The organism is Ruegeria sp. C5 (assembly GCF_056537605.1).
The window spans coordinates 226,101-242,218 of sequence record NZ_JBQFRX010000004.1; the positions used below are offsets into that span (position 1 = coordinate 226,101).

Sequence of the window (16,118 nt, forward strand, 5' to 3'; positions counted from 1 at the left end):
TTTCAGCGGGGACGATGTATATGGGCGCTTTGAACGATGCCAAAGGCGGCCATCAGGACCAGCATGGCCGAGCCGCCATAACTGACCATCGGCAGCGGTACTCCGACCACTGGGGCCAGCCCCATCACCATCGACATATTGACGGCAAAGAACAGGAAGAAATTCAGCGCGATCCCAAGTGTCACCAGAGACGAGAAACGATCCTTGGTCGACAGCGCCGTGACCATGCAGAAGATCAGGATCAAACCGTAAAGGATCAACAGTGTGATGCCGCCGACAAAGCCGAACTCTTCGGCCAAGGTGGTGAAGATGAAATCGGTGTGTTTTTCGGGCAGGAAGTTAAGACGTGATTGCGTTCCCTGCATGAAACCGCGCCCATTCCAGCCCCCCGAACCCAGAGCGATCTTGGATTGCGTGATGTGATATCCCGCTCCCAACGGATCGGTTGAAGGATCCAGAAACGTATCGATGCGTCGGAACTGGTAATCTTTGAGCAACTGCCATTCAGTCCCTCGGCTGTTGAACACCGCAGCGATCAGGCCGACCCCCGCTGCAATCACGGCAGCGAAATAGGCCCAATGCACCCCGGCAAGGAACATCAGACCACCACCAGCAGCCAATAACAGGATCGATGTGCCTAGGTCGGGCTGGCGCAGCACCATGAATGTCGGGATCAGAATCAAAATGACCGGGATAATCACCCAGAGCGGGCGCGAGGTTTTGTGCGCCGGCAGCCAGTCGTAATAAGCGGCCAGCACCATCACCAACGCCACTTTCATTACTTCTGAGGGTTGCAGCCGCATGAAGCCCAGATCAATCCAGCGCTGCGCCCCCATGCCGATCGTTCCAAACAGTTCGACCACGATCAGTAGACCGATCGCGCCCAGATAGGCCACAACCGACATGTTCCGCCAGAACCAGATAGGCACAAGCGCGATGATAAACATGGCTGCCAAGCCCAGACCGAACCGTTCCATTTGCGGTTCCGCCCACGGCATCCAGGATCCACCCGCGACCGAGTAGAGCATCAGGAACCCCGCGCTTGCCACGCTGATCAGCAACAGGGTGAGCGGCCAGTTCATATAAAGGAACTTGCGAAACCCTGACGGCGTGGATTTGACGGCATATTCAAGATAGCTCATGCGCGGTCCTTCTCGTCAGGACGCGCTTTGGGGCGACGGTCACCCTCCAGCCGTTTCTGTTGTTCTTTGATGCGCTCTCGGTCTCCGGCCGGATACGCCTCGAGCGGTGGCGTGCCATCGTAGAGTGCCTGCAGCATGATATCGCGCGCCACTGGGGCCGCGGCTTTGGAGCCGCCGCCGCCGTGTTCCACCACCACAGCCACAGCGTATTTCGGATTGTCATAGGGGGCGAAGCTGACGAACAGGGCGTGGTCTCGACGCTCCCATGGCAGGTCTTCGTTTCGGATCACACCTGCGGCGCGTTCTGCCTTGGTAATATTGCGCACCTGACTGGTGCCGGTTTTGCCTGCCATGCGGAACTCATCGGCGATGATGCGACTGCGATACGCGGTGCCACGCCTGTTATTCGAGACTGTGAACATGGCTTTGCGCACTTGCTCAAGGTTGTTGCGGTTCACCTGCAGCGGTTCACCCGCGCCCGAGGGTTGCTCAACCCCATTGATTGATCGAACAAGGCGTGGTTGCACGGCGCGACCTGTCGCCAAACGCGCGGTCATCACGGCCAATTGAAGCGGTGAGGCAAGCATGAACCCCTGACCGATCGACGCGTTTGCGGTGTCGCCTACCAGCCAGTCCTGTCCGTGAACCCGCTGCTTCCATTCCTGATTGGGGGCAAGCCCGGCAGCAACGGCAGACATCGGAATGTCATGTTTGATACCCAGTCCGAAGGTGCGTGCCATCTCGGAAATCCTGTCGATCCCGACGCGTATTGCCACGTCGTAATAGTAGACGTCGCAACTGCGCTTCAGCGAAGTTTCAAGGTCAACCGTCCCGTGCCCGCCGCGTTTCCAGCAGTGAAAGCGGCGGCTGCCCACTTTCATGTGACCCGGACAGTACACCGTGCTAGAAGGGCTGATCACCCCGGCTTCGAGCGCAGCCATGGCGGTAATCATTTTGAAAGTCGATCCAGGAGGGTAGGTGCCCTGCACCGTCTTATTGGCAAGCGGGCGATACTTGTCCTGCGTTAGCATCTGATAGTCCGCCACCGAGATCCCACGCACGAACAGGTTCGGATCGAAGCTGGGGGCCGAACTGATGGCGCGAATGTCGCCGGTTTCGCAATCGATCACGACCGCAGCGGCGCTTTCCCCAGCCAATCGCGCCTGCGCGTATTGCTGCAGATTGGCGTCGACTGACAATTGCAAATCTGCCCCGGCTTCACCGACCTGGCGGTCCAGCTCGCGCATCACCCGGCCTGTGGCGTTGACCTCAACCCGCTTGGCGCCCGCCTTACCGCGCAATGTGATCTCTTGCTTGGCTTCCAGCCCGACCTTACCGATCTGAAACCTTGGAATACGTAGTACCGGTTCAGGGTCTTCAATTTGGCTTAGATCGTAATCGCTGACCGGGCCGACATAGCCAACAACGTGGGCAAAATCCTCGTAACGTGGATACTGGCGCGTCATGCCGACCTCGGGCGTGACGCCAGGCAATGCAGGGGCATTGACTGCGACTTTTGAAATATCCTCCCAAGTTACCTGATCAGCCAGTGTGACCGGCAGAAACGGGGCCGATCGACGCATCTCGGTTATGGCACGTTCGATCTCATCCTCGGTCAATGGGATCAGTTCCGAAAGCTTGGCGATAACCTTGTCGATATCGCCTGCATCCTCGCGCACGATGACGATGCGATAGGACTGAGAGTTTAATCCTATGATCTGCCCGTTCCGGTCATATATCCGGCCCCGGGTTGGTGGGATCAGACGGATGTTGATCCGGTTTTCTTCGGCCAGCAGACGGTATTCATCCGCTTGATCCACCTGCATGAACCGCATCCGGGCTGCCAGCCCCCCGATAAAGGCCGCTTGTAGCCCACCGAGGATCAAGGCGCGGCGCGGCAAACGTTTGTAAGCAAGGCCCTTGGGCTTTGGTTTGCGCTGCTTCATGGCCGCACCCGTGGCATCGTGCTGTCGGCAACAGATTTGCGCCTTACGCCAAACACAGCTTGGCTCATCAAAACCATCACAGGATAGATTGCGATTGTCAGAATAACTTGCACCACTACCGGTCCCAGAGTTGCCTGTTGCACCGAGAGGATAGCAAGAATGAGTCGATAGAGCACAAACACAACCGTGATCACTGCCCCGACGGTTGCCCATTCGCCCACAAACCCACTGTCTTTCATGCCAGCTGCAGTGGAATGAAGATAGGCTGCACCCAGAACCACTAACGCAGCAAGCAACCCCGGTGGGCGTTGCAACAGCAAATCGGCCATGAACATGACCATGGCAATGATCAGGATCGGAATATATTCCGGCCGCCGCAAAACCCAAGCGTAAGTAAGAGCGATCAGTATGTCAGGAAAGGGCAGGCGATCAGGTTTTGTATCCAGCGGCAACAGGTGCAGAAACGCCACAAATGCCGCCAGAGCGACATAGAGACCGCGCTTGGCCCACAGACCTGAGACCGACCTATCCATCATTGACCTCGGATGGGGTCAAGGATGCTTCGGGTTGACGCGGGCCGACGATATCACCGGATTCCGTGATTGGTGGGGCCGACTGATAGCGTAGTACGCGCAGAAACTCGAGCCGCTCGAAATCTGCCGACAGCCGCACGCGCAACCTGCCACCGGGATCAACCGTGATTTGACCGATCAGCAAGCCACCGGGGAACACGCCACCATCGCCTGATGTAACGACCCGGTCGCCCGGTCGCACGAGTTCCCGGTTTTCCAGAAACTCCACTGCAGGGGCCGAAGTATTGTCACCTGCGATCAGCGCCGTCTGCCCCGAAGGCTGGATCGTCGCCGGGATCGCGCTTGAGGCATCGGTCATCAGGATCACGCGCGCGGTATCCGGGCCAACACCCGATATGCGCCCGACCACTCCGATCCCGTCCATCGTTGCCCAACCATCCACGATCCCGTCACGCTCCCCCACGTTCAGCAGCACAGATTGCCGAAAGGGTGAGCCGCTATCCGCCATCACCACCCCGGTGACATAGGTCAGGCGCGGATCAAGCCGAACATTGTTAAGGTCCAGCAGGCGGGCGTTTTCCTGTTCCAGCTGCAGCGCGGCCTCTTTCCAGGCGCGCATCAGGCGCAGCTCGCTGCGCAATTCCTGGTTCTGCTCGCTGAGCCGCTGATAGCTTTGGAAATCACGAGACAGGTTCACCAGCGCAGTGACCGGAACCATCGCCCACTCCATCGAGGGGACAACCGTATCCACCACCTGCGCGCGGAACCGTTCAACGCGCGGGCTGTCAATGCGCCAGACGAGGAAAATACCAAGCAGGCACAGAACAACGATCCCCAGAAGCAATCGGCGCAGGGGTGTCGTGTATTCATCGCGCTGTGATCGGTCCTTTGCCACAGGTTACCTTCCCGTGCTGCTCGTGCCCGAGTTCTCACCCGATCAGGGTGCGCGCCTTAGCTTTCGTAGTCAATCGCGTGGCGCAGTTGTTTTTCGTATTCGAGTGCTTTGCCCGTGCCCAAAGCCACACAATTCAGGCTTTCATCGGCAATCGACACGGCCAGACCGGTCTGTTCGCGCAGAGCAAGGTCAAGGTCACCTAGCAAAGCTCCGCCTCCGGTCAGCATAACACCCCGGTCCACGATATCGGCAGCCAGATCGGGCGGCGTGGTTTCCAGAGCTGTCATTACCGCCTCGCAAATCTGCTGCACGGGTTCAGACAGCGCTTCGGCCACCTGAGCCTGGCTGATCTCGATTTCCTTGGGCACACCGTTCAGCAGGTCGCGACCCCGGATATGCATCGACTGGCCACGGCCATCGTCCGGCATCCGTGCGGTACCGATGGTGGTCTTGATCCGTTCCGCAGTTGATTCACCCACCAGCAGGTTCTGTTGACGCCGCAGGTACGAGATGATCGCCTCATCCATCCGGTCGCCACCAACGCGGACCGAGCGGGCATAGACGATATCGCCCAGCGACAGAACCGCGACCTCGGTGGTACCGCCGCCGATATCGACAACCATGTTGCCGGTCGGATCGGTTATCGGCATCCCCGCGCCAATCGCAGCCGCAATTGGTTCGGCAATCAGGCCCGCGCGGCGCGCGCCTGCGGACAGAACCGACTGGCGGATTGCGCGTTTTTCAACCGGGGTTGCGCCATGAGGGACGCAAACAATGATCTTGGGTTTCGAGAATGTCGAGCGTTTATGCACCTTGCGGATGAAATGCTTGATCATCTCTTCGGCGGTGTCGAAGTCCGCGATGACACCCTCGCGCATCGGACGGATGGCTTCAATGGAGCCCGGGGTCCGGCCCAACATCAGCTTGGCGTCCTCGCCAACAGCAAGGACTTTCTTGACCCCATCCTTGACGTGGTAGGCAACGACCGAGGGCTCAGACAGGATCACTCCGCGCCCTTTGACATAAACCAGCGTGTTCGCTGTTCCAAGGTCGATAGCCATGTCCGCTGTGAACAGGCCGCCCAGATTGCCAAAGATGCCCATATTTCCCTGATCCCGTTTGTCAGAATTTCCACTGCCCGCGACTCGACGGTTCCGGGACGGATGCCTTATAGGGTGCCAACTCGCCCGGTTAAAGGGCTGATTCCGCGACAGTCAGCACCTTTCCGCCTTATTGATGGGGACTTTAGAAGGCAAGATGCTCTCATATCAACACATTTACCACGCAGGAAATCTGGCTGATGTACAAAAGCACGCTTTATTGGCGTGGACGCTGCGTTATTTGACCCAAAAGGACAAACCCCTCAGCTATATCGAAACGCACTCCGGGCGTGGACTATATCACCTTGACGCGGCTGAGGCGGTTCGAACGGGTGAAGCTGTCGCCGGGATCGGGCGCGTCAGGCGCGAAGGTTGGTTTGATTCCGATCATCCAATGGCGCGGGTGCTGGATACCATACAGGCCAGTCACGGCGTGCAAGCGTATCCCGGTTCACCTCTGATTGCGGCCAACCTGCTGCGAAAACAGGATAGCTTGCATTTCGCCGAGCTGCATCCGCAGGAACATACGGCACTTTCACTGGCGCTGTCTCCTTTCGGGGCGAAGGTCTATCGGCAGGATGGGTTTGAGTTGGCCCAATCGTTGCTGCCTCCGACCCCGAGGCGGGGCATGATGCTGATCGATCCCAGTTATGAAGTGAAAGCCGAGTATGACCGTTTGCCTGGGGTGATCGCGAAGCTGCACCGCAAATGGAATGTGGGTGTGATCGCACTTTGGTATCCAATCCTGACGGATGCACGTCACAAGGCTATGATTTCGTCTCTGAAATCCGCTGGATATCCCAAAACGATTTGCCATGAGGTCACGTTCCCTCCGGCGCGGGAAGGTCATCGCATGGTCGGATCAGGTATGTTCATGTTGAATGCACCCTTCGGGATCGAAGACGAAACGCGCCGCTTGTCGGAGCTGTTCGCTCAGCTTTGATAAGCAAGAATTACACAGGGAAAGCTCCCGTCCTGTTTGCCCGCATCAAAGATGCCGTCAAACGCGTTGGCCCCGGCAGCGCGCCAGAGGCGCGCTGCCGGGGCCAAAACCCAAGAAGGGTCGGCGAAGCCGGGCCGCCGCGGGTGCGGGAGCCATTCGCCTTACCCTTCAATCAGGTCAGGTCTTTGTAGCTGATCTCGCGTGTATCTGCCCCCGGACCGGCCTTTTCACGACGCATGATCAGGCGGTTCAGCGCGTGGATATAGGCTTTGGCCGACGCAACCACCGTATCTGTATTTGCAGACTGACCGGTGGCGATCATACCATCCTCTTCCAGACGGACCGAAACCGTGGCTTGCGCGTCCGTGCCTTCGGTTACCGCATGCACCTGATACAGTTGCAGCCGCGCAGTGTTGGGATAGATCGCCCGGATCGCCCGGAAGGTTGCGTCGACTGGGCCGTCACCGTTTTCCGTGGCGATCCTGTCTGCACCCTCTACTTCTAGCTCGACCGTCGCTTCGGCCTGACCTCCGGTACCGCAGGTCACTTTCATCGACACCAGTTGCAGGTGATCGTCCGCTTCGTCGTCGACGCTCATCAACGCGATGAGGTCATCGTCAAAGACTTCTTTCTTGCGGTCGGCCAGATCCTTGAAGCGCACGAAAATGTCTTTGAGCTGGTTGTCACCAACCTCATACCCCAGCGTTTCAAGCTTATCGCGCAGTGCAGCGCGGCCCGAATGCTTGCCCAGCGGCAAAGAGGTGCCAGAGAGCCCAATGTCTTCAGGGCGCATGATCTCGAAGTTTTCGCGGTTCTTCAGCATGCCATCCTGATGGATGCCGCTTTCATGGGCAAAAGCGTTCTTGCCGACAATGGCCTTGTTGAACTGCACCGGAAATCCGGCCACGGTCGCGACCCGGCGCGAAATATGCATGATCTTGGTGGTGTCGATGCCAGTATGCCACGGCATGATGTCGTTGCGTGTGCGCAACGCCATCACAACTTCTTCCAGCGCGGTGTTGCCTGCGCGTTCACCCAACCCGTTTATGGTGCATTCGATCTGACGCGCACCACCTGCGACAGCTGCCAGAGAGTTCGCTGTCGCCATGCCAAGGTCGTTGTGGCAGTGGGTGGCAAAGATTACCTCATCCGCGCCTGGAACCGTCTCAATCAGGCGCTTGATCAGATCTGCAGACTCGACCGGGGCAGTATAACCGACAGTATCGGGGATATTGATCGTGGTGGCTCCAGCCTTGATTGCAATCTCGATCACGCGGCACAGATAATCCCATTCGGTCCGGGTCGCATCCATCGGCGACCACTGCACGTTTTCGCAAAGGTTGCGCGCGTGGCTGACCGTTTCGTGGATCTTGTCGGCCATCTCGTCTTGCGTCAGATTTGGTATCGCCCGGTGCAGCGGAGAGGTTCCGATAAAGGTGTGGATCCGGTTCTTCTCGGCGTGTTTCACCGCCTCCCAACACCGATCGATATCGGCGAAATTGGCGCGGGCCAGACCACAGATGCGGCTGTTCTTCGACCGCTCGGCAATCTCGGACACCGCTTTGAAGTCGCCTTCCGATGCAATGGGGAATCCGGCTTCGATGATGTCGACGCCCATCTCATCCAGAAGCTCGGCAATTTCGAGCTTTTCGTTGTGGGTCATGGTCGCGCCGGGGCTCTGCTCGCCGTCGCGTAAGGTGGTGTCGAAGATCACGACGCGGTCTTGGTCGGTCACGTTTGTCATGGGGTTCTCTTTCTTCTTCTGTCCTAAAGCCTCTTGGCGCGCGGGCGTCCTCCTCTGAGCGGGCGCGCCGGATGGCACGCTCAGAGGCGGATTAGGATCAGTAGACCACGCAGCAACGCGCCGCTGAGTGCGGCGTTTGCAAAAGCGATATCTGCGCGGTTGATCATGGGGATCAGCTTATACAGGGCGCGCGGCGAATGAAAAGCGGGAAATTTACGGGGGAACAAAATTGACGGTGGAGTTGAAGCGATGAAGCTTTCGGCTAACTTCTTGTGCATGAAAACTGCATTAATCATCGGAGCTTCTGGCGGTATCGGGCGCGCTTTGAATGACCACCTGACAACGGATGGTGTCAAAGTCACCCGACTGGCCAGATCAACGGATGGGTTTGACCTGACCGACCCGGATGGCGCAGAGCGTATGCTGGCGTCCCTTTCTGATCCGTTTGATCTGATCATGGTGACCTCAGGGGCGCTTGAGATTAACGGTATGGGTCCGGAAAAATCTATGCGCACCTTGTCCGCGCAGGCGATGATGGACCAGTTCGCACTGAACGCAGTTGGCCCGGCCTTGGTGTTGAAGCACGTGCACCGCCTGCTGCCACGCGACCGCAGATCGGTGATCGCCGTGCTGTCGGCCCGGGTTGGTTCAATCGGGGACAACCGGCTGGGTGGGTGGGTCAGTTACCGTGCGGCCAAGGCGGCTGTGAACCAGATTGTACATACGGCTGCCATCGAATTGGCACGCACGCACAAACAGGCCATATGTGTCGCTTTGCACCCCGGAACAGTCAAAACGGCCTTTACTGAAAAGTACCTTGCCCGCCATCCGGCTGTTGAACCCAATGAGGCCGCAGCCAATCTGCTGTCCGTTGTCAATGGGCTTACCCCTGCCGACACGGGTAGCTTTTTTGATTGGGCTGGTAAGCGCGTGCCTTGGTAGGGCTGATTTAGCCGTCGTTTGTATCCGGGTCCGTCGCGTCAGGGGCGGGCGCGTCGGGGGTAGAGTCGGGCTCAGGGGTTTCGGCGCTCGAAGCGGGTGTTTCGGGCGCAATCTCTGTCTCGGTCGCCAGCGTGTCATTTTCCCAAACGCCGGTCTCAACCTCGCCGCCTGCGAAACGCATCGTGCCGTCACCATGGCGTTTGTTTTCCAGGAAATTGCCCTCATAGACATCCCCGGTCTCATAGGTGGCGGTTCCAAAGCCAGTGATCTTGCCGTCGGCCCAGTCGCCTGTGTAGCTGTATCCGCCCGGTCGGGTCAGTGTTCCCTTGCCGTGACGCTTGCCATTCAGAAAATCGCCTTCGTAAATGATCCCGTCCGGAAACGTAGCCTTGCCCTTGCCCTGTCGGACACCGTCTACCCAATCGCCATCATAGCGATAGCCATTTGCAAAGGTCAGAATACCTTTGCCGTCGAAGCGGGCGTTTTTGAACTGGCCCGTATAAGCCGTTCCGTTGGGATAGGTTGCCGTGCCGGTGCCCTCAAAAATCCCGGCGATCCAGTTGCCGTCGTAAACTGATCCGTCGGGGTATGTCGTTTGCCCCTTGCCATGAGGCAGGTCATCTAGAAAGTCGCCGATATAAACCGAACCATCGGGATAGAGCATCTCACCCAGGCCCTCAATCTGGCCCTTTTGCCAGGCGCCTGTGTACGCAAAACCGTCGCTACCACTATAGGTGCCCTGACCATGGCGCTGGTCATCAGCATAGTCGCCTTCATAGGTCGCACCGTTGGCATAGATGGATTTGCCTTTGCCCTGTCGGCGATTTTCGACCATTTCGCCTTCGTAGACATCTCCGTTTGGTTGAACCAAACGGCCTGTTCCGGCCATCTGGTCGTTGGCCCAGGACCCAGCATAAGTCATGCCGTCGACCCAGACCTGACTACCCTGACCATGCCGTTGCCCGCCATTCAAGTCGCCCTCATAGGTACTTCCATCGGCGTAGGTGATCTTGGCGCTGCCGGTTTTCTGGCCGTTTACCCAGTCGCCCTCATAAACCGAGCCATCCGGGCCGGTCAGCACGCCGTGACCGTGATATCTGGCGTCCTTGAAGCCGCCCTCGTATCGCGAGCCGTTGGAATATGTCGCGATACCGGTACCGTTTATCGTGCCGTTGGCCCACTCGCCCTCATAGGACTGGCCATCAGAATAGACGATTTTGCCGCGCCCTTCTGGTTGGCCCTTGGTGAATGTCCCTTCATAGACAGAGCCATTGGCGTAGCGCGCGGTGCCTTGTCCTTGAATCTCGCCCTCGACCCATTGACCGGAATATTCAAAACCGTTCGGCAGGCGGTAAGTGCCGGTGCCATGGCGCAGCCCGTTTTCGAACGTGCCCTCGTAGACACCTCCGACATCATCATCAGCGATGACAATCTGACCGTCCTGTTGGGCGATAGCAAAAGACGCCAGCATTGTAAGCGTTGCAGCGGTAAGGGATGTGCGGATCGCTTTCATTTTTGTACCTGCCTGCGGTGTTTGTGTTGGCGCAAAACTAAGATACCGCCGAGGGCAGAGCAACGGCTTTTGGCGCATTTGCCTTTCACTCGCGGTGTGATCTGCTAAATCCCTGAAAGACATGAGGGCAAGAGGGCAAAAATGGCCGATCGTTTCCGCATCACTCTGGCGCAATTGAACCCAACGGTTGGGGATATCGACGCTAATGCCGCCAAGGCTGCTGCAGCCTGGCAGCAAGGGCGCGCGGCGCAGGCTGATCTTGTGGCGCTGCCCGAGATGTTCATAACCGGCTACAATACCCAGGATCTGGTGATGAAGCCCGCGTTTCATCGGGCCGCGATGAATGCGGTGCAGGCGTTGGCTGAAGACTGTGCCGACGGCCCGGCGTTGGCCATCGGCGGTCCTTGGGTTGAAGATGGGAAGCTTTATAACGCCTACCTGATCCTTAACGGTGGGCGGATTGTCAGCAAAGTTCTTAAACATCATTTGCCCAATGAAACCGTCTTTGATGAAGTACGCCTTTATGATGCGGGTCCTATGGGCGGCCCTTATGCCGTTGGAAATGTCCGTATCGGTAGCCCGATTTGCGAGGATGGCTGGCACGAGGATGTCGCCGAGACACTGGAAGAAACCGGGGCCGAGTTTCTGCTGATCCCCAACGGCTCGCCCTATTTTCGAAACAAATACGATATCCGGTTGAACCACATGGTGGCTCGCACGGTCGAAACGGGTCTGCCGGTAATCTACCTGAACATGGTCGGCGGGCAGGATGATCAGGTTTTCGACGGTGCTACGTTTGGATTGAACCCGGGTGGAGAGCTTGCGTTCCGCATGCCCGTCTTCGATGAGGCCGTCAGCCATATCGATCTGTCGCGCCAAGATGACGGATGGCGTATTGTGGCTGGTGAAGTCGTGCCGCAACCCGACGAATGGGAGCAGGACTATCGCGCGATGGTGCAATCTCTGCGCGATTACATGGGCAAGACGGGGTTTGGCAAAGCTGTGCTGGGGTTGTCGGGCGGCGTCGACTCGGCGCTGGTGGCCGCAATAGCCGTGGATGCGATCGGTGCGGAAAATGTACGCTGCGTAATGCTGCCTTCGGAATATACAAGCCAAAGTTCTTTGGATGATGCCGAAGCCGTCGCCAAGGCGCTGGGCGTGCATTACGACTTTGTGCCGATCTCTGAGGGACGCGCAGCAGTAACCAACACTCTGGCTCCGCTGTTTGCGGGTCGAAATGAGGACCTGACCGAGGAAAATGTTCAGTCCCGCCTGCGCGGTCTGCTGTTGATGGCGATTTCGAACAAGTTTGGCGAGATGCTGCTGACCACCGGCAACAAGTCCGAGGTCGCAGTGGGATATGCCACCATTTATGGAGACATGAACGGCGGCTATAACCCGATCAAGGATCTGTACAAAACTCGCGTGTTCGAGACCTGCCGCTGGCGCAACGCCAATCATCGCGACTGGATGATGGGTCCCGAGGGTGAGGTGATACGCCCTTCGGTGATCGACAAGCCGCCAAGTGCTGAATTGCGTGAAGATCAGAAAGATAGCGACAGCCTGCCGGACTACCCCGTTCTCGATGCGATTCTTGATATCTTGGTAGATCAGGATGGCTCAATCGCCGACTGCGTTGCAGCCGGATTTGACAAGGCCGAGGCCCGGCGGGTCGAACACCTAATTTACATTAGTGAATACAAGCGCTTCCAGTCCGCGCCTGGCACACGGTTGACACCGCGGGCCTTCTGGCTGGATCGTCGCTATCCGATTGTAAATCGCTGGCGGGATAGAACGTAAGCACCGCTCTGGTTGAAGAATTTACCATTGTTTCGAAAGTGAATGGTAATGCGGATTTCTGCGGCAGTTTGTTTATCAATTTCAGCCAGTTGTGCGGTCAAAAGACTATGTTTCGCTTGTACGCGCGTCCTTTTTTTGCCACATTTACGACAGGGGTTCGCCTCATATGGGGCGGATGTGACGCAATCCGGTAGGTTGGCCTGCCATTTTCAGAGCCGATGACCGGGATTGTGGAACTGGGAAAAGGCATCCGTGTTTGGGATGTCAGTAAAGGTATTGGTGGTCAAATGACGAATGGATACGATAAGCCGCTTCATTCTCCGTTGCAGTTGAAGCCTATGGAATCAGCGCCGCGCAAGTTGGATGAACAGGCGCTGGATGCTGCGATTGCAGACATTATGAGCCAGGAAGAGCCGACGCCCGGCGCGGTGGCAGGCCCGGTTCCGTTGCGATCGGAATTTCCGGTGTTGCAGCCACAGGAATCGCTTGCATCAAAGTCCGATCCCAAGCTCAGCACGGTACTGCGCCAGAAATGGGCGCAACTTTCCGGGGCGGCGTAATCTGAACGCATCTGCGCGGCGTAATTCGCCACGCATTGGCCAATTGGCCACAGGTTCCGGCAATTGCTCGGGACCAACCGTTTTCTACATTGCCAGTGAAATCGCCTTCAGGCTGGATGTCGCTCCGATGAACGAGCACCGAGCGGTTAATGCCAGGCCCCACACCGACACCCGTCGAATCTGATCTCACACTTCCCAAACACGTAGATGTTGTCGTCATAGGTGGTGGAATCATCGGGGCTTCGGCAGCATTCGAGCTTGCTGAGCGAGGTGTTTCCGTTCTGTTGTGCGAGAAGGGCCGGATTGCGGGCGAGCAAAGCTCGCGCAATTGGGGCTGGGTGCGCCTTGGGACACGTGATCCGCGCGAGATCCCCCTGATGCAAGAGGCACTTAGAATCTGGCAAGGGCTGGATGCGCGATTGGGACGCGCCACAGGCTATGTTCAATCAGGAATCGTGTTTGGCGCATCTGGCGCACGAGACGATGAAAACCTGACGCGATGGCTGGACCATGTTGAAGGGCTGCAAACAGGTGCTCGCATGGTATCCGGCCCTGAACTGGACGGGTTGCTGTCGGATAACAGTATGAAACTGCGCTCAGCGCTTTACATGCCGCAGGACGGGCGGGCCGAGCCGCAATGGGCGGCCCCCGCAATCGCCGAGGCGGCGCGCGACCGTGGGGCTGCGATCATGACGCAATGCGCGGTGCGAAGTGTCGATGTTGCTGCGGGCCGGATCGCAGGTGTTTTCACCGAACGCGGCCGCGTAAGGTGTAGTCAAGTTGTACTTGCAGGCGGAGCCTGGTCTCGGCTGTTTGCGGGGAACGCTGGAATCGCTCTGCCACAGCTCAAAGTGCTCAATACGGTAATGCGGACCTCTCCGGTTGCAGCAGGGCCAGAAGTGTCGCTTTGGAGTGATGATTTTGCCATTCGAAAGCGCTCGGACGGGGGATACACCATAGCTTCGGGTCACGAGAATACAGTGGATATCGTTCCTGACAGTTTCCGACTCGGGTTGCAGTTTCTGCCCGCATTCCGGCAAGAGTGGCGGTCCTTAAGGTTTCGCCTTTCGAGACGCTGGATGGTCGAGGCGAATGAGGATCGAAGCTGGCTGCCGACCGATGTGACACCGTTTGAACATTGCCGAGTACTCGACCCGGAACCTTCCCAGAAAGTGTTGCGAAGGGCGTGGGCCAACGCCCGCAAGGCGTTGCCTGCGCTTGATAGTGCGGAGATCGTGCAAAGCTGGGCCGGCCTGATCGATGTGACCCCGGATGCGATCCCGGTCATCTCGAAAGTGGACGCGGTGCAGGGCCTGCATATTGCGACCGGTTTCTCCGGCCACGGTTTTGGCATCGGTCCTGCCGCAGGTCGATTAGTGGCGGACCTTGTTACGGAAAGCACGCCTTGCGTTGATCCGACCGCCTTTCGCCTGTCCCGTTTCACGGATGAGTCAAAAGTGCGGCCGGATGCTGGTTTTTAGCCTCTAACCCATCATTTGATAGCTGACCGGCACGAACCGGAACCCGTCGCCACGGGATTCGACATACCCAGCGGCCGGGAAAGGCATGTGATAGCCGATCATAGGCACTTTGTCCGCAGCCAGCATGCCCAGCACATTCCTGCGCGATTCCGTTGCAGCGGCTTTGTCCATGTCGAATCGCACTTCCCATTCAGGATGTGCAAATGACCAGACATAGTGATTTGCAAGATCCGCCGTCAGGACCAGACGCTGACCGTTACTTTCTAGGTGATAGACCATATGGCCCGGAGTATGACCAAACGCTGCCATACCGGTGACGCCGGATGCGACTTCACCACCATCCCCGATAAAGGTCATCTTCTCTGCCATCGGGGTGACTTTGGCTGCAACCAAATCACCCACTCGGTTGCCCGCGTCTTGCGCTGACCAAAAGTCGTATTCGGGTGCTGCTGTTACATAACGCGCATTGGCAAAAGTCGCGGCATCATTGGTTGTCATACCACCGATATGATCGGGATGCATGTGGGTAATGACCACCACATCGATCTGATCAGGCGTTACGCCGGCGTCGGCCAACGCGGCCTGAATTCCACCTTGGCCAAGCCCAGTATCAAACAGGATCATCTCGGACCCCGTATTAACCAGCGTTGGTGTGAAGAAGAACTGTGCAACATCTGGCGAGATGAAGTTGTCAGCCGATACACGGGCGAAATCTTCATCCGAGGCGCCGCCGCCGAAAATGTCTTGCGCACCATCACGAGGCAGGCTGCCATCCAACAAGGTGGTGACGGTGAAATCGCCCAGTTGAAACGATTTTGCTATTGTAGAGTTGGCTTTGGTCTCGGTACCCGCGGCCAGAACAGGCGAAGTAGCTGCCGCAAGCGGCAGAGCCGCAACCGTTCCAAGCGCCGCCCGGCGAGTCAATCTGATGGTCATGGTCGTTCTCCCTGTCAGAGCATGTTTGACTGAATTAGGTCAGTCTGGGCCTGTGGCCATACTATGGCACTGTTATATGGGCTGCGTGGTTGAACATTACGTGTTAATTTTTGTTCATGCCGCGATCTGCGAATAAAACCGTACCCACCGAGCAAAACGTTGCTGATTTTCTGGCGAGTATTCAGCCGACCCGCAAGGCGGAGGAGGCGCACGTGCTGGACAGGCTGTTTCGTGAAACCACAGGTTATGCGCTAGTAATGTGGGGGCCGTCGATCATTGGCTATGGTCGATATCACTATCGCTATGCGTCAGGGCGCGAGGGCGACTTTCTCGCAACTGGGTTCTCTCCGCGCAAGGCGGCGCATTCCATCTATATCAGGCCCGGGTATGCTGACTTCGGAGATGTCTTATCAAGACTGGGCAAGCACAAGCTGGGTAAATCCTGCCTCTATATGAATAAGCTACCGGATATCGATCTCGACGTGCTTCGTGAACTCATCAAAGCCGGGCTCGAACGCTTAGATGGCATTTGGCCGGTTGAACCAACCTGAAAGCCTCTTCTGGACAAAAACGCGCCCATGTG

The 16,118-nt window shown here is 57.6% G+C and carries 15 protein-coding genes; 6 read left to right on the forward strand and 9 right to left on the reverse strand.

Features of this window, described 5'->3' with window-relative positions; genetic code table 11:
- Positions 1 to 2: 2 nt before the first annotated feature.
- From rodA to ACR0AW_RS15535, 5 genes are read right to left on the reverse strand one after another with little or no spacing between them, the layout of a single operon-like run.
- Positions 3 to 1,142, reverse strand: a complete 1,140-nt coding sequence (gene rodA, locus ACR0AW_RS15515; RefSeq protein ID WP_170395892.1) for a rod shape-determining protein RodA — start codon at positions 1,140 to 1,142, stop codon at positions 3 to 5.
- Complete coding sequence (mrdA, locus tag ACR0AW_RS15520) at positions 1,139 to 3,088, reverse strand: penicillin-binding protein 2 (protein ID WP_170733605.1); 1,950 nt, start codon at positions 3,086 to 3,088, stop codon at positions 1,139 to 1,141. The genes rodA and mrdA overlap by 4 nt, the downstream gene beginning before the upstream one ends.
- A complete protein-coding gene (locus ACR0AW_RS15525) occupies positions 3,085 to 3,621 on the reverse strand; it encodes a rod shape-determining protein MreD (RefSeq protein ID WP_170733606.1) in 537 nt (178 codons plus the stop codon). The genes mrdA and ACR0AW_RS15525 overlap by 4 nt, the downstream gene beginning before the upstream one ends.
- A complete protein-coding gene (gene mreC, locus ACR0AW_RS15530; protein WP_170408296.1) occupies positions 3,614 to 4,516 on the reverse strand; it encodes a rod shape-determining protein MreC in 903 nt (300 codons plus the stop codon). Before mreC ends, ACR0AW_RS15525 begins: the two co-directional genes overlap by 8 nt.
- 56 nt (positions 4,517 to 4,572) lie before the next feature.
- A complete protein-coding gene (locus tag ACR0AW_RS15535) occupies positions 4,573 to 5,619 on the reverse strand; it encodes a rod shape-determining protein (RefSeq protein ID WP_039523195.1) in 1,047 nt (348 codons plus the stop codon).
- A 154-nt stretch (positions 5,620 to 5,773) separates the two neighbouring features.
- Here ACR0AW_RS15535 and ACR0AW_RS15540 point away from each other — a divergent pair, with 154 nt between their 5' ends.
- Positions 5,774 to 6,559: a 23S rRNA (adenine(2030)-N(6))-methyltransferase RlmJ gene (locus ACR0AW_RS15540; protein ID WP_170612941.1), complete on the forward strand. Its 786-nt coding sequence runs from the start codon at positions 5,774 to 5,776 to the stop codon at positions 6,557 to 6,559.
- A gap of 172 nt (positions 6,560 to 6,731) precedes the next feature.
- Here ACR0AW_RS15540 and ACR0AW_RS15545 read toward each other — a convergent pair whose 3' ends face one another.
- Both ACR0AW_RS15545 and ACR0AW_RS15550 read right to left on the reverse strand, forming a co-directional pair.
- Positions 6,732 to 8,303 carry a 2-isopropylmalate synthase gene (locus ACR0AW_RS15545; protein WP_170395900.1) on the reverse strand — a complete coding sequence of 524 codons (1,572 nt, stop codon included), beginning with the start codon at positions 8,301 to 8,303 and terminating at the stop codon, positions 6,732 to 6,734.
- 80 nt (positions 8,304 to 8,383) lie between these two features.
- Positions 8,384 to 8,581 carry a hypothetical protein gene (locus ACR0AW_RS15550; protein WP_170733607.1) on the reverse strand — a complete coding sequence of 66 codons (198 nt, stop codon included), beginning with the start codon at positions 8,579 to 8,581 and terminating at the stop codon, positions 8,384 to 8,386.
- On the opposite strand from ACR0AW_RS15550, the gene ACR0AW_RS15555 reads away from it, so the two are divergent.
- On the forward strand, positions 8,580 to 9,245 hold the full coding sequence (locus ACR0AW_RS15555; RefSeq protein WP_170566546.1) for an SDR family NAD(P)-dependent oxidoreductase: 666 nt from the start codon (positions 8,580 to 8,582) through the stop codon (positions 9,243 to 9,245). The two genes, ACR0AW_RS15550 and ACR0AW_RS15555, sit on opposite strands and share 2 nt — an antisense overlap.
- Positions 9,246 to 9,252: 7 nt before the next feature.
- Here the strand turns inward: ACR0AW_RS15555 and ACR0AW_RS15560 are convergent, their stop codons facing one another.
- Positions 9,253 to 10,758, reverse strand: a complete 1,506-nt coding sequence (locus ACR0AW_RS15560; protein ID WP_170514006.1) for a 2-isopropylmalate synthase — start codon at positions 10,756 to 10,758, stop codon at positions 9,253 to 9,255.
- Positions 10,759 to 10,899: 141 nt separating this feature from the next.
- On the opposite strand from ACR0AW_RS15560, the gene ACR0AW_RS15565 reads away from it, so the two are divergent.
- The 3 genes from ACR0AW_RS15565 (at position 10,900) to ACR0AW_RS15575 (ending at position 14,599) form a co-directional block, all read left to right on the forward strand.
- Positions 10,900 to 12,558: an NAD+ synthase gene (locus ACR0AW_RS15565; RefSeq protein ID WP_170733608.1), complete on the forward strand. Its 1,659-nt coding sequence runs from the start codon at positions 10,900 to 10,902 to the stop codon at positions 12,556 to 12,558.
- Between the two features lie 218 nt (positions 12,559 to 12,776).
- The gene (locus ACR0AW_RS15570) at positions 12,777 to 13,118 is read left to right on the forward strand and encodes a hypothetical protein (protein ID WP_170395910.1); all 342 of its coding nucleotides are present in this window, start codon (positions 12,777 to 12,779) and stop codon (positions 13,116 to 13,118) included.
- A 149-nt stretch (positions 13,119 to 13,267) separates the two neighbouring features.
- The gene (locus tag ACR0AW_RS15575; RefSeq protein ID WP_170733609.1) at positions 13,268 to 14,599 is read left to right on the forward strand and encodes an NAD(P)/FAD-dependent oxidoreductase; all 1,332 of its coding nucleotides are present in this window, start codon (positions 13,268 to 13,270) and stop codon (positions 14,597 to 14,599) included.
- A gap of 3 nt (positions 14,600 to 14,602) precedes the next feature.
- Here ACR0AW_RS15575 and ACR0AW_RS15580 read toward each other — a convergent pair whose 3' ends face one another.
- Positions 14,603 to 15,535, reverse strand: coding sequence for an MBL fold metallo-hydrolase (locus ACR0AW_RS15580; protein WP_170733610.1), 933 nt, complete (start codon positions 15,533 to 15,535; stop codon positions 14,603 to 14,605).
- 116 nt (positions 15,536 to 15,651) lie between these two features.
- Between ACR0AW_RS15580 and ACR0AW_RS15585 the strand changes: the two genes are divergently transcribed.
- Positions 15,652 to 16,086, forward strand: a complete 435-nt coding sequence (locus ACR0AW_RS15585) for a DUF1801 domain-containing protein (protein ID WP_170733611.1) — start codon at positions 15,652 to 15,654, stop codon at positions 16,084 to 16,086.
- Positions 16,087 to 16,118: the final 32 nt, after the last annotated feature.

What these genes read in the sequence shown, in the direction of transcription:
- rodA (WP_170395892.1), bottom strand. Translation starts at nt 1,142, where the DNA reads ATGAGCTATCTTGAATATGCCGTCAAATCCACGCCGTCAGGGTTTCGC.
- mrdA (WP_170733605.1), bottom strand. Translation starts at nt 3,088, where the DNA reads ATGAAGCAGCGCAAACCAAAGCCCAAGGGCCTTGCTTACAAACGTTTG.
- ACR0AW_RS15525 (WP_170733606.1), bottom strand. Translation starts at nt 3,621, where the DNA reads ATGGATAGGTCGGTCTCAGGTCTGTGGGCCAAGCGCGGTCTCTATGTC.
- ACR0AW_RS15535 (WP_039523195.1), bottom strand. Translation starts at nt 5,619, where the DNA reads ATGGGCATCTTTGGCAATCTGGGCGGCCTGTTCACAGCGGACATGGCT.
- ACR0AW_RS15540 (WP_170612941.1), top strand. Translation starts at nt 5,774, where the DNA reads ATGCTCTCATATCAACACATTTACCACGCAGGAAATCTGGCTGATGTA.
- ACR0AW_RS15545 (WP_170395900.1), bottom strand. Translation starts at nt 8,303, where the DNA reads ATGACAAACGTGACCGACCAAGACCGCGTCGTGATCTTCGACACCACC.
- ACR0AW_RS15555 (WP_170566546.1), top strand. Translation starts at nt 8,580, where the DNA reads ATGAAAACTGCATTAATCATCGGAGCTTCTGGCGGTATCGGGCGCGCT.
- ACR0AW_RS15550 (WP_170733607.1), bottom strand. Translation starts at nt 8,581, where the DNA reads ATGCACAAGAAGTTAGCCGAAAGCTTCATCGCTTCAACTCCACCGTCA.
- ACR0AW_RS15560 (WP_170514006.1), bottom strand. Translation starts at nt 10,758, where the DNA reads ATGAAAGCGATCCGCACATCCCTTACCGCTGCAACGCTTACAATGCTG.
- ACR0AW_RS15565 (WP_170733608.1), top strand. Translation starts at nt 10,900, where the DNA reads ATGGCCGATCGTTTCCGCATCACTCTGGCGCAATTGAACCCAACGGTT.
- ACR0AW_RS15570 (WP_170395910.1), top strand. Translation starts at nt 12,777, where the DNA reads ATGACCGGGATTGTGGAACTGGGAAAAGGCATCCGTGTTTGGGATGTC.
- ACR0AW_RS15575 (WP_170733609.1), top strand. Translation starts at nt 13,268, where the DNA reads ATGCCAGGCCCCACACCGACACCCGTCGAATCTGATCTCACACTTCCC.
- ACR0AW_RS15580 (WP_170733610.1), bottom strand. Translation starts at nt 15,535, where the DNA reads ATGACCATCAGATTGACTCGCCGGGCGGCGCTTGGAACGGTTGCGGCT.
- ACR0AW_RS15585 (WP_170733611.1), top strand. Translation starts at nt 15,652, where the DNA reads ATGCCGCGATCTGCGAATAAAACCGTACCCACCGAGCAAAACGTTGCT.